The following is a 13,301-nucleotide window of genomic DNA, read 5'->3' as shown; positions in this document are numbered from 1 at the left end:
CTACTTTCCTTATGGCTTGCTTTTTATTTAAATAAATCTCTAGTATAATGACTGGTGGAAATGAGGACTTAATATGATTAAACCTAAATATAAGTGGAATATAAACATAAATCAAAACAAGATAAGTGAAGAATTAACACAATCATTGAAGTTAACTCCTATAATTAAGAAAGTCTTAGAAAGTAAGCAAATAACTACTGAAGAGGAAATTAAAGCTATAATATCTCAATCACATATAGAACATGATCCAACTTTAATGAGTGATATGAGTAAAGCTGTTGAAAGAATAAACCTTGCTATTGATAGAAAAGAGCGAATACTAGTATATGGAGACTATGACGCGGATGGTGTTACCTCTACGACCATTATGGTTCAAACGCTCAAACAATTAGGTGGAGAAGTAGGTTGGTACATACCTAATCGCTTTTCTGAGGGCTACGGCCCTAATAAAGCTGCCTTCACTAATGCAGCCGAAGAGAATGTTTCATTGATTATAACAGTAGATAATGGAATTCAAGGTCATGAGGAAATTAGTTTAGCCCAAGATTTAGGAATTGACGTTATAGTTACTGACCATCATGAGATCGGAGAAACTTTACCCAACGCATATGCTATTGTACACCCTATGCATCCAGGATATGACTATCCGTTTCAGTATTTGTGTGGCGCTGGAGTAGCCTATAAATTATCTCAACTATTAATTGACAATCCTCCAAGCTATTTTAAAGCTTTAGTAGCTATAGGGACTATCGCTGATTTAGTTTCTATGACGAACGAAAATAGAACGCTAGTGTCGAAAGGGCTCCAAGTCTTAAATGAGTGCTGTCCAATACCTATTCAAGCTATATTAAATCAAGCTGGTTTTAAAGACGAAATTACTGAAGAAACTATTGGATTTATCATCGGTCCTCGTCTGAACGCCGTCGGTCGACTCGAGGATGCGAGCCTTGCTGCAGAGTTATTAATGACTGAGGAGGAAGAAGAAGCATTATTCTTAGCGGAGCAAGTTGAGCACTTTAACAGTGAACGTAAAGATATAGTGGCCAGTATTAGTCAAGAAGCTGAAGCTATAGCTCAAGCACAAGTTGATGAAGGTGCTCTCTTTTTACTAATAGCACAACCCAATTGGCATGAAGGAGTATTAGGTATAGTTGCTTCAAGAATAGTTGAAACTTACCATTTACCTACTATTATTTTAAATATAGATGAAGCAAATGGGTATGCGAAAGGTTCAGCCAGAAGTATCGAACAAATTTCAATGTTTGAAATTTTGAATGAGCATGCAGAGTTAATTTCTAAGTTTGGTGGTCATCACATGGCAGCAGGTATGACACTACCTGTTGATAACGTAAATAAATTGCGATTGCAGCTCAATCAAACGATGCAGATGAAGGTTAAACAGATTTCTTTAGAACCTAGAAAAAATATCGAAGCCGAAATCGATGAAAGTGAAATAACTCTTGACAATATAAAGGATATTCAAAGATTGCGTCCATTTGGAACTGACTTTTCAGCCCCTTGTTTTAAACTTACAGATATATTAGTCAATAGCGCTAAAGGTATCGGTCAAGAAAAACGACATCTAAAGTTAGTATTAGGTTCAAATCATTTTCAAGGTCTCTTTTGGCAGAATGGAGGTCTAGCTAGTGCACTAGGAGAGTCACAACACATAGATTTAATTGGTTCGTTACAAATTAACGAGTGGAATGGGCATCAATCTCCTCAAATAATTATTAATGATCTAGCGAGCAATAAGACTCAAATCCTCGATTATCGCAGTAAAAATAAATCTTTAAATCTTGTGGCTGATGAGCCGTCCGTTGCTAATATAATAAATGAACACGAAGAAAAGAAAAATGATCGTGACTATTTATATGGGGAAGTCATTGAGAACAATTATGATAAGATTATATTAAAGTCTCTACCGCATGATATTGAGAACTTAAAAAAGACCTTAAATCAACTCTCTAATACTCAAATCTATTTGGTATTAGAACATCAGCAATCGGTTTATTTTGACGGTTTACCTAAAGAGAAAGATTTTAAGAATTGTTATAAAGCGCTATATATGAAAGAAACCGTAAATTTAGAAAAAGAGGGTATGTACTTAGCGCAACATTTAAATATCAAACCACATACACTTAAATTTATACTAAGGGTATTTTTAGAGTTAGATTTTATAAGGTCTGATAAAGGGACCGTACACATAAATAAGAATAGTGTTCGCAAGGACATATCAAGTAGCACTTTATATCAAGCTAGAAAAAGAAGAATAGAAGTTGAACAACTCTTGCTCTATGAAGATTTTGATAAACTTAAGAAATGGATTGAAGCTGAATTGAAGGCGACGTAGGAGGATGTAATAATGGATTTAAAAAAATATGTTTCAGAAGTGCCTGATTGGCCTAAACCTGGAGTAAGCTTTAAAGATATTACTACGATTATGGACAATGGAGAAGCATTTGGTTATGCGACTGATCAAATTGTTCAATATGCAAAAAAACGCGACGTAGATGTAGTCGTAGGACCAGAAGCAAGGGGATTCATTATTGGTTGTCCAGTGGCTTATTCTATGGGCATAGGTTTTGCGCCTGTACGTAAAGAAGGTAAGCTTCCTCGCAAGGTCATTCGCTATGAATATGAACTGGAGTATGGTACGAATGTTCTGACGATGCATGAAGACGCTATTAAACCTGGACAAAGAGTGTTAATAACTGATGATTTACTCGCTACTGGAGGAACGATTGAAGCAGCAATCCATTTAGTAGAAAAGTTGGGTGGTATCGTCGTCGGGGCAGCATTTTTAATTGAATTAAAATACTTGAATGGCTATGACAAAATCAAAGAGTATGATGTTTATAGTTTAATTTCCTACGATGAATAATAAAAATTAAATAAAGTGTAGAGTACGAGATATTAAGTTTTGAGGCAAGGTTAAAAAGGGAGCGGGAGAGAAATCTTTTTATTCAAATTAGATTTCTCTCCCGCTCCCGAATCGTGAGCATGTTTGTCGACAATCCTGTTTTTGAGACGCCATGCATTGTTTTTCTTAGAGCGCTGAAACTTTATCTCCCAGCCTTTGCGGTTTTTATGGATGTACAGATCAACCGTTATTAACTATAATGTCTCATTTTATTGAATCATTCCTCAATTTATCGTCCTAAATGCTTTAAAATTCCTAGTTAGTCACAGTTCTATGTTTTTATTTTACGTCGGTTGTAGTATGATGAAACTATTATTCTATAAAGTCTAGAAGTGGTTGACTTTGTGCCTATGGGATAGGTTACAATATAATATAAATATTAAGCATCGCTAAAGTTTAAAGAAATTATGTATAGGAGTGGCTGGCTTGAATAATGAATATCCATACAGCGTAGATGAAGTATTATCCAAAGCTAAATCTTATTTATCTAAAAGTGACTATAAATATGTTCTTAAAAGCTATCATATTGCTTACGAAGCGCATGAAGGACAATTTCGTAAGAATGGTTTACCTTTTATAATGCATCCTATTCAAGTTGCAGGCATTTTAACAGAGATGCGTCTTGATGGTCCCACTATCGTTGCTGGATTCTTACATGATGTGATCGAAGACACGCCTTATACATTTGACGATGTTAGATCCATCTTCAATGAAGAAATTGCAGTTATAGTTGAAGGTGTAACAAAACTTAAAAAAGTTAAATATCGTTCTAAAGAAGAACAACAAGCTGAGAATCACAGAAAGCTATTTATTGCATTAGCTAAAGATGTGCGCGTCATTTTAGTAAAGTTAGCAGATAGATTACATAATGTTCGTACGCTCAAAGCTATGCCTCGCGATAAACAAGTACGTATTTCAAAAGAAACTTTAGAAATATACGCTCCTTTGGCTCATCGGTTGGGGATTAACACTATTAAATGGGAATTAGAAGATACAGCTTTACGATATATTGATAGTGTACAATATTTTAGAATAGTTAATTTGATGAAGAAGAAACGAAGTGAAAGAGAAGATTATATTCAAAACGCTATTGGTCACATCAAAGATGAGATGGCATTAATGCATATTTCTGGTGACATTAGTGGTAGACCGAAACATATCTATAGTATTTATCGTAAAATGGTTAAGCAAAAGAAACAATTTGATCAAATATTTGATTTATTAGCTATTCGAGTTATAGTTAGCAGTATAAATGATTGTTATGCTGTGTTAGGTTTAGTTCATACCTTATGGAAACCTATGCCTGGGCGTTTTAAAGACTATATCGCAATGCCTAAGCAAAATATGTATCAATCATTACACACGACTGTAGTAGGGCCAAACGGAGATCCATTAGAAATCCAAATTCGTACTTTTGAAATGCATGAAATTGCAGAGCACGGTGTAGCGGCACATTGGGCTTATAAAGAAGGTAAAAAAGTCAATAGTAAAACTCAAGGTTTTCAAAATAAACTCAATTGGTTGAAAGAATTAGCTGAAACGGATAATACTACTTCTGACGCTCAAGAATTCATGGAAACGCTCAAGTTCGATCTCCAAAGCGACAAAGTATATGCTTTTACTCCTCAAAGTGATGTAATTGAACTACCATATGGGGCAGTACCGATCGATTTTGCCTATTGTATCCATAGCGAGGTAGGTAATAAGATGATAGGTGCTAAAGTTAATGGTAAAATAGAACCTATCGATTATATATTACAAACGGGTGATATTGTTGAAATTCGTACTAGTAAACATTCTTACGGCCCGAGTCGAGACTGGCTTAAGATAGTTAAATCCTCAAGTGCTAAGAGTAAAATTAGAAGCTTCTTCAAAAAACAAGATCGCTCTTCTAATATTGAAAAAGGTAAATTCATGGTTGAAGCGGAAATACGTGAGCATGGATATCGAGTGGAAGATGTATTAACAGATGAAAATATAAAAGTAGTTAATGAAAAATATAATTTTTCAAATAATGATGATCTTTTCGCTGCAGTAGGCTTTGGTGGCGTAACTGCTCTTCAAATTGTTAATAAACTAACAGAAAAACAAAGAGTCCTGGATAAACAAAAGGCACTTAACGATCCACAAGAGGTTAATAAGACGGTACCTATTAAAGACAATATTACTACAGATAGTGGAGTATATGTTGAAGGTTTAGATAACGTGCTTATTAAACTTTCAAAATGTTGTAATCCTATTCCAGGGGATGATATTGTAGGATATATTACTAAAGGGCACGGTATTAAAGTTCACCGTTCAGATTGTCCTAATATCAAGAATGAAAAAGATAGATTGATAGATGTTGAATGGGTAAAATCTAAAAATGCTACTCAGCGCTATCAAGTGGATCTAGAAGTATCTGCATACGATCGAAATGGATTGCTAAATGAAGTTCTTCAAGCAGTAAACTCAACTGCTAGCAGTTTAGTAAAAGTTTCAGGCAAATCAGATGTTGAAAAAAATGCAACTATAAATTTAAGCGTAATGGTTAAAAATGTAAATGACGTGTTTAAAGTAGTAGAAAAAATTAAACAGCTCGGTGATGTCTACACAGTCTCAAGAGTTTGGAATTAGAGGTGTAAGCTGATTATGAAAGTAGTCGTTCAACGCGTTAAAGAGGCGAGAGTAACGAATCATACAATTGACAATCATATCAACCGTGGCTATTGTTTATTAGTCGGAGTAGGTAAAGATTCTACAGAAAGAGATGTAGAGGCTATAGCGAAAAAGATAGTCAATGCACGTTTGTTTGAAGATGAGAACAGTAAGCTTAACTTAAATATACAGCAAGTTGCTGGTCAAATATTATCAGTTTCTCAATTTACTCTTTATGCAGATGTCAAGAAAGGAAATCGACCAGGGTTTTCAAATTCAATGCCTCCCGATAGAGCAGAGGCGTTATACAACCAATTTAATGATACCTTAGAAACCTATGGTATTGATGTGCTTACAGGAGAATTTGGTTCAGATATGACGGTGGATATTACGAATGATGGTCCAGTAACGCTAATATATGAAAGCCAGGATGGTAAAATGCTATGATAGGCTCAATAAATTGGCTGAAAAAGCATCGGATTTGGAACGTTCCTACCTTAATAATTATCATCGCTTTCCTCCTTTTTATCATATTTTTAATTATGATTTTAAATTCTAACGATGAAGATAGCAGTACAATTTACGTGACTCAGGACGCTGAGATACGTACAGGACCTAATGCAGCTTATCCAGAGCTATACCGGGTTTACAAAGGTGATAATTACCATAAAATTGGTAAAGCTGGAAAATGGATAGAGGTTGAATCGAGTAATCATAAACAAAAAGGTTGGATTGCTGGATGGCATACGAATTTAGATATACAGAAGGATAAAGTTGCAAGTGCGGATTCTTTAAAAGGAAAGACAATTGTTTTAGACCCTGGTCACGGCGGTGGTGATCAGGGTGCTTCAAGTCGCACGAACAAAAAGAGCTTAGAAAAGGTTTATACCCTCAAAACGGCAAAGGAATTAAAATCATTACTCATCAAAGAAGGAGCAAAAGTGAAGATGACTCGCAATTCTGATACTTATGTTCCGCTAGGCGAGCGCAAAGGGAATGGAGATGCCTTTATTAGTATACACAACGATTCTTTAAGCTCAAAGAAAGCTAATGGGGGTACTGTTTATTGGTATCATAATAACCAAGAAGGTTTAGCCCAAGCACTTAATCAAAGTATACAAAAGAAATCATTGTTAAGTAATCGAGGGGCAAAACAAGAAAATTTTCAAGTTCTAAGGCAGACTAAGCAACCCGCTGTACTGCTTGAGTTAGGCTATATTAGCAACCCGACTGATGAAGATATGATAACTGATCAACTTCACCGTCATATAGTGGAACAAGCAATTGTAGATGGTTTGAAGAATTATTTCAGTAACTAGTGCTTGCAAAGGGATTGAAAAGCATTTATTATAGTGGATGAATAAGATATTGAACGCCGTTCGTATTTCTGAAAATTTCAAGCGAAATCGGTAGAAGTTTAAGTGACGTAGCGTTATGACAATAACTTCGTAGAGATGTAACCCATGGCTGGAAGGTTGCACTGAGTAGCTTGAAACGTTGACACAGAAAAAGGTGCTTTGTAATAACATTGCCGGGTAACGACCGTTAAACGTTAGAGTGGATTACATAGTTATGTAATCAATTAGGGTGGCAACACGGTTATTCGTCCCTTGTGTGATAAATCATGCAAGGGTCTTTTTTAATGTAGAAGAGGAGAGATTTGATGATAAATATTCCTAGAGGTACACAGGACATTCTTCCCGCAGAAACAAAGAAATGGCAATTTATAGAGTCTAGATTAGAATATTTAATGACATTGTATAATTATCAAGAAATTAGAACACCTATCTTCGAGAGTACAGATCTATTTGCTCGAGGTGTGGGTGACTCTACAGATGTCGTTCAGAAAGAAATGTACAACTTCAAAGACAAAGGAGATCGAGATCTCACTTTGAGACCAGAAGGTACAGCTGCAGTGGCGAGATCATATATAGAACAGAAAATGCATGGGGACCCTAACCAACCCGTTAAGTTGTACTATATAGGGCCGATGTTTCGTTATGAACGTAAGCAAAAAGGCCGCTATAGACAATTTACTCAGTTCGGTGTAGAAGCTATAGGTTCCGAAGACCCGAGTGTAGATGCTGAAATTTTAGCGATGGTAATGCATATTTACGAGTCATTCGGTTTAAAAAATTTAAAGCTAGTGATTAATAGCATAGGAGACATTGATTCAAGACAAGCTTACAACGAAGCACTAGTAGAACACTTTGAACCGGTTATTGGGGATTTTTGCAGCGACTGTCAAACACGTCTACATTCTAACCCAATGAGAATTTTAGATTGCAAAGTTGATCGTGATAAACCTGCAATTCAAACAGCTCCAAGAATTACTGATTACTTAAATGAGGAATCTTTGGCGTATTACAATCGCGTTAAATCACTACTCAATGAGCTAGATATTCGCTATGAAGAAGATCCTAATTTAGTACGTGGGTTAGATTACTACACACATACTGCTTTTGAGTTAATGATTGATGATCCAAGCTATGATGGCGCTATCACTACTTTATGTGGTGGCGGACGTTACAACGGACTATTGCAATTGCTGGATGGACCGAACCAAACAGGGATTGGTTTTGCGTTAAGTATTGAACGCTTACTCATGGCATTAGAACAAGAGGGCATTGAGTTAGTTGATACTGAACCACTAGACTTATTTATAGTTACTATGGGTGATCAAGCTGATCATTTTGCAGTTAAGCTTTTAAATCAATTACGTAAAAGTAACATTAGCGCTGATAAAGACTATTTAAAACGTAAAATTAAGGCGCAGATGAAACAAGCAGATCGTTTAAGTGCGAAGTATACTATAGTGCTCGGAGACCAAGAATTAGAAAATAACACAGTAGATATTAAAAATATGGAATCGGGCAACACTGAAACAATCGAACTGAACAATATAGTTGAGTTTTTTAAGAACAAGGAGTAGATAATAATGAGTAAACGAACAACATACTGCGGATTAATAACAGAAGATTATTTAGAACAAGAAGTTACCTTAAAAGGGTGGGTACATAACCGCCGTGACTTGGGTGGATTGATCTTCCTAGATTTGCGTGATCGTGAAGGGTACGTTCAAATCGTTTTTAACCCTTCATTCTCCGAAGAGGCTTTAACAGTGGCTGAAAATGTGAGATCAGAATATGTCATCGAAGTTAAAGGAGTAGTCAAAAAGCGCGACGAAGAGACGATAAATCCTAAGATTAAAACGGGTAATGTTGAAGTACAAGTATCTGATATTGAAGTTATTAATAAATCACAGACCCCGCCATTTTCAATCAATGAAGAGAACGTTAATGTCGATGAGAAAATTCGCTTGAAATATAGATATTTAGATTTACGTCGTCAGGAGTTAGCACAAACTATTAAATTGCGTCATCATACTACCAAAGCTATACGCGAATACTTAGACGGTGCAGGTTTCTTTGATATAGAAACTCCGGTGTTAACTAAATCCACTCCTGAAGGGGCTCGTGATTATTTAGTGCCTTCACGTGTACATGAAGGCGAATTCTATGCTTTACCTCAATCACCGCAACTATTTAAACAATTATTAATGTTGAGCGGGTTTGATAAATACTATCAAATTGTTAAATGTTTTCGTGATGAAGATTTACGTGCAGACCGTCAACCTGAATTTACTCAAGTCGATATTGAGATGAGCTTCGTTGACCAGGAAGATGTTATTGAAATGGGCGAAGAACTGTTGCGTAAAGTAGTAAAAGAGGTGAAAGGTATAGAAGTTAATGGACCTTTCCCTAGAATGACTTATAGTGAAGCAATGGCTCGCTATGGTTCTGATAAACCAGATACGCGCTTTGATATGGAGTTGATCGATGTTTCTGAATTAGGTCACTCAATGGATTTCAAAGTCTTTAGTGAAGCGGTGAGTAAAGGTGGGCAAGTTAAAGCTATAGTTGCTAAAGATGCCGCTGATAAATTCACGCGTAAAGATATCGATAACCTCACAGAATTTGTGAATATTTATGGAGCTAAAGGATTAGCTTGGGTTAAAGTAGTGGATGACGGTTTAAATGGACCTATTGCTCGCTTCTTCCAAGATGAAAATATAAAGCGTTTAAAAGAACTTACTCAAGCTAACGCAGGAGACCTCGTCTTATTCGTAGCTGATACAGCAGATGTAGTTGCTCAAAGTTTAGGTGCTTTACGTCTGAAGTTAGGAAGAGAATTAGGCTTAATTGATGATACTAAATTAAATTTCTTATGGGTTACTGACTGGCCTTTATTGGAGTATGACGAAGATTCTAAACGATATGTTGCTGCTCACCATCCGTTTACTTCACCTAAAGAGGAAGATATTAATAAACTTAGTACAGAGCCTGAGAATGCTCAAGCAAATGCTTATGATATCGTGTTAAACGGCTATGAATTAGGGGGAGGTTCTATCAGAATCCACGATGAAGAGCTTCAGAGTAAAATGTTTGAAGTTCTCGGTTTCTCTCCAGAACAAGCAAGAGAACAATTTGGTTTCTTATTAGATGCGTTCAAATACGGTGCGCCGCCACACGGAGGTATAGCGCTTGGACTAGATCGCTTAGTTATGTTGTTGGCAGGGCGTAGTAACTTAAGAGATACAATTGCTTTCCCTAAAACAGCCTCAGCAACTTGTCTATTGACTGACGCTCCTAGTGAAGTCTCAGACAAACAGTTAGATGAGTTGTCGTTAAGAATAAAACGTTAAAGTGATGAGGCTGAGGCATAATGGTCTTTGACTAGAGAGAAAGAGGCTGGGACCTAAATCCCAGCCTTTTTTAGCATCTTGGCAGTAGATGACTGATTTGAAAACGCACTTGTATCAAGCTTTTTTCAATTCTAGTCATCCTTGCCGGGGCGTGACTACGAAATCTTTTTATTCAAATTAGATTTCTGTCCCGCTCCCTATTAATTTCTTAAATACGAGCTATATGATACTATATACTCAGAAGATAGAACTCTGTGATGTACGTATGTTTGCTTTTTATTTGGGCCTAACACTCTTTGATCAGGGAGCCCAATAGGTTTTCTTGCAGCGCACATGCCTTGTCAGAGGACTTGCAAACCAAGAAACAGGGCACCCACCTGTACTTAGCAGGCCGAATGATCAAGCTATTTACAACTACGGCATCTACGGATTCTATCGTGAGGCTGGGACATAATGTAATGTCTCAGCCTCTTCTACATCTCGGCAGTAGATGACTGATTTGAAAACGCGCTTGTATCAAGCTTTTTCAATCTTAGTCATCTTGGCCGGGGCGGGACTACAAAAATTTTTTTAGTCAAATTAGATTTCTGTCCCGCTCCCATTTTTTTGCTTTTAGTTCTACATCTAATAAAGTTAAATTGATAACTACAGCGCATTTTAAAATTTAATTGTCATCTCAGCTAGACGAAGTGGTGCAGTTTAATTGAGCTTAGCCTAATTAGAGTCTTAATAATCATTAGATAATCATGTATACTAAATGACGTTAATATTATTTAAATTGAATAGGGGTCATTGTATGAAACATCAATTTTCCAGAAATGAATTAGCATATGGTAGAGAGGGTATTGACTTATTAGCTAATCAAACTGTAGTTGTGTTAGGTATTGGCGGCGTGGGCTCATTTGCCGCTGAAGCATTAGCCAGAACAAATATAGGTCATATTATTCTTATCGATAAAGATGATGTAGATATAACGAATGTAAACCGCCAGATACATGCTTTACCAAGCACAGTGGGACAAAGTAAAGTTGCTTTAATGGAGGAACGAATAAAGCAGATTAATCCTGAGTGTCAGGTTACATCCCTACATATGTTTTATAATGAAGAAACTTACGAAGAAATTTTTAATAACTATGATATTGATTATTTTATAGATGCCAGCGATACGATCAGTTATAAAGTACACTTGATGATAGAATGTTTGAAGAGAAATATTAAAGTTATTTCAAGTATGGGGGCTGCGAACAAAGTGGATCCTACTCGTTTTGAAATCGCTGATATATCTAAGACCCATACCGATCCTATAGCTCGTGTTATTCGACGTAAATTAAAGAAAGCAGGTGTAAATAGAGGCGTGCCTGTCGTATTTTCTGATGAGAGTCCTATAGTGATACGAGAGGATGTGAAAGCATTAGTAGGCGATGCTAATGCCTCTACGCGAAAAGGGCAAATGCCCCCATCATCTAACGCTTTCGTACCAAGTGTGGTTGGATTAATATGTGCTAGTTATGTAGTGAATGATACGCTTAAAGATATTAAAGTTGAAAGAATTAAAGATAAAAGTTAACAGTTAACAGAGAAGAAGAGATCGTAGTAAGAAACATTCGAGAGATAGGTACCTAAAAATCAACTTACCTTAGTTAAAGTTTCCTTCTACGATCTCAGTTTCTATTATTTATAGTTTAAGCAAATCCTTAACATTTTGCACCGCTAATGCAGAGGTGTCTAATTGCTTTTTCTCTTCAGTAGTGAGCTCGATTTCGACTATTTTTTCTACGCCATTAGCGCCCAAAATCGTAGGAACACCTAAGTAAATATCGTTATAACCATATTCACCTTCTAATAAAGAAATACTCGGGAGTAATCTCTTCTGGTCTTTAAGTATGGCTTCAACCATGGCGTAAACAGCTGAAGCTGGAGCGTAGTATGCTGAACCGTTACCAAATAAATTAACTATTTCAGCTCCTCCTTGACGAGTTCGTTCAATGATTTGACTGAGTTTATCATCACTTAACAATTCAGTGACCTGCACGCCATTAATTTGAGTAGAGTTGATGAGAGGTAACATTGTATCACCGTGACCACCTAATACGAGCCCTTTAACATCTTTAACCGATAAACCGAGCTCCTGGGCAATAAACGTTCGATATCTAGCGGTATCTAAGACTCCGGATTGACCGATTACTCTTGATTTAGGGAAACCTGAAGCTTTATAAGCTGTATAAGTCATTGCATCTACTGGATTAGTTAAGACAACGATAATTGAATTTGGAGAATATTTAACGACTTGCTGTGTAACATCTTTAATCACTTGTTCGTTAGTTTGAACGAGATCTTCACGTGTCATTCCAGGTTTCCGTGGCACTCCAGCAGTAATGACAACGATGTCTGAATCTCGTGTCTCTTCATAATTTGAAGTGGCGCTAACATCTACATCAAAACCGAAAATGGGACTACTTTCAAGAATATCTAATGCTTTTCCTTTTACCGGCTTTTCGAACTCAGGTCTGTCAACCAATACGACGTCTGCAAGCTCATTAAGAGCTGTGATAAATGCTAAGGTAGAACCGGTATTACCTCCGCCAATAATAGCCACTTTTTTTCTTACCATCTCTCTCACGTCCTTATATTTATTAATATATCTATTACAACTTTATTATAGCATATTTATCCTCAGTTAATCCTTTGTCCACTGAGCGTGCTAGCAATGTCGGAACAAGAACGTTTAGGAGGGGCCCCAACAAAGAGAAACTGGGACATAATGTAATGTCTCAGACTCTTTCAGCATCTTGGCAGTAGATGACTGATTTAAAAATGCGCTTGTATCAAGCTTTTTTTAATTCTAGTCATCCTTGCCGGGGCGGGACTACGAAATCTTTTTTATTCAAATTAGATTTCTGTCCCGCTCCCTCTTTCAGCATCTTGGCAGTAGATGACTGATTTAAAAATGCGCTTGTATCAAGCTTTTTTTAATTCTAGTCATCCTTGCCGGGGCGGGACTACGAAATCTTTTTTATTCAAATTAGATTTCTGTCC

General features: G+C 36.5%; 9 protein-coding genes and 1 other RNA gene. 9 read left to right on the top strand and 1 reads right to left on the bottom strand.

The annotated features are described in order from the left end of the window. Positions 1-73: 73 nt before the first annotated feature. From recJ to N9R04_RS05060, 9 genes are all read left to right on the top strand, one after another. Positions 74-2,353, top strand: a complete 2,280-nt coding sequence (gene recJ / locus N9R04_RS05100) for a single-stranded-DNA-specific exonuclease RecJ (protein ID WP_262855484.1) — start codon at positions 74-76, stop codon at positions 2,351-2,353. 12 nt (positions 2,354-2,365) lie between these two features. Beyond that, complete coding sequence (locus tag N9R04_RS05095; RefSeq protein ID WP_262855483.1) at positions 2,366-2,884, top strand: adenine phosphoribosyltransferase; 519 nt, start codon at positions 2,366-2,368, stop codon at positions 2,882-2,884. Between the two features lie 465 nt (positions 2,885-3,349). Next, positions 3,350-5,539 (top strand): RelA/SpoT family protein, encoded by a 2,190-nt coding sequence (locus N9R04_RS05090; RefSeq protein WP_262855481.1) that lies wholly within the window; start codon positions 3,350-3,352, stop codon positions 5,537-5,539. A gap of 15 nt (positions 5,540-5,554) precedes the next feature. Next, positions 5,555-6,007: a D-aminoacyl-tRNA deacylase gene (gene dtd / locus N9R04_RS05085; RefSeq protein ID WP_262855480.1), complete on the top strand. Its 453-nt coding sequence runs from the start codon at positions 5,555-5,557 to the stop codon at positions 6,005-6,007. Then, the gene (locus N9R04_RS05080) at positions 6,004-6,879 is read left to right on the top strand and encodes an N-acetylmuramoyl-L-alanine amidase family protein (RefSeq protein ID WP_262855479.1); all 876 of its coding nucleotides are present in this window, start codon (positions 6,004-6,006) and stop codon (positions 6,877-6,879) included. The genes dtd and N9R04_RS05080 overlap by 4 nt, the downstream gene beginning before the upstream one ends. A 344-nt stretch (positions 6,880-7,223) precedes the next feature. After that, positions 7,224-8,492, top strand: a complete 1,269-nt coding sequence (gene hisS / locus N9R04_RS05075; protein ID WP_262855656.1) for a histidine--tRNA ligase — start codon at positions 7,224-7,226, stop codon at positions 8,490-8,492. Positions 8,493-8,498: 6 nt separating this feature from the next. Further along, the gene (aspS, locus tag N9R04_RS05070) at positions 8,499-10,265 is read left to right on the top strand and encodes an aspartate--tRNA ligase (RefSeq protein ID WP_262855478.1); all 1,767 of its coding nucleotides are present in this window, start codon (positions 8,499-8,501) and stop codon (positions 10,263-10,265) included. A 246-nt stretch (positions 10,266-10,511) separates the two neighbouring features. After that, positions 10,512-10,701, top strand: a non-coding RNA gene (ssrS, locus tag N9R04_RS05065) — 6S RNA. A 360-nt stretch (positions 10,702-11,061) separates the two neighbouring features. Next, entirely contained in the window at positions 11,062-11,832 is a 771-nt protein-coding gene (locus N9R04_RS05060; protein WP_262855477.1) for a tRNA threonylcarbamoyladenosine dehydratase, read from the top strand. A 108-nt stretch (positions 11,833-11,940) separates the two neighbouring features. Here the strand turns inward: N9R04_RS05060 and mdh are convergent, their stop codons facing one another. Beyond that, positions 11,941-12,876, bottom strand: coding sequence for a malate dehydrogenase (gene mdh / locus N9R04_RS05055; RefSeq protein WP_262855476.1), 936 nt, complete (start codon positions 12,874-12,876; stop codon positions 11,941-11,943). Positions 12,877-13,301 lie beyond the last annotated feature (425 nt).

The sequence above is a fragment of the Staphylococcus marylandisciuri genome, from assembly GCF_025519785.1.
Classification (GTDB): Bacteria; Bacillota; Bacilli; order Staphylococcales; family Staphylococcaceae; genus Staphylococcus; species Staphylococcus marylandisciuri.
The sequence above is the reverse complement of the archived record's forward strand: the minus strand, read 5'-3'. Positions and strand labels throughout refer to the sequence as shown.

Bases quoted from the DNA above. Each gene is read 5' to 3' on its own strand.
- recJ (WP_262855484.1), top strand. From the start codon at position 74: ATGATTAAACCTAAATATAAGTGGAATATAAACATAAATCAAAACAAG.
- N9R04_RS05095 (WP_262855483.1), top strand. From the start codon at position 2,366: ATGGATTTAAAAAAATATGTTTCAGAAGTGCCTGATTGGCCTAAACCT.
- dtd (WP_262855480.1), top strand. From the start codon at position 5,555: ATGAAAGTAGTCGTTCAACGCGTTAAAGAGGCGAGAGTAACGAATCAT.
- N9R04_RS05080 (WP_262855479.1), top strand. From the start codon at position 6,004: ATGATAGGCTCAATAAATTGGCTGAAAAAGCATCGGATTTGGAACGTT.
- hisS (WP_262855656.1), top strand. From the start codon at position 7,224: ATGATAAATATTCCTAGAGGTACACAGGACATTCTTCCCGCAGAAACA.
- aspS (WP_262855478.1), top strand. From the start codon at position 8,499: ATGAGTAAACGAACAACATACTGCGGATTAATAACAGAAGATTATTTA.
- N9R04_RS05060 (WP_262855477.1), top strand. From the start codon at position 11,062: ATGAAACATCAATTTTCCAGAAATGAATTAGCATATGGTAGAGAGGGT.
- mdh (WP_262855476.1), bottom strand. From the start codon at position 12,876: ATGGTAAGAAAAAAAGTGGCTATTATTGGCGGAGGTAATACCGGTTCT.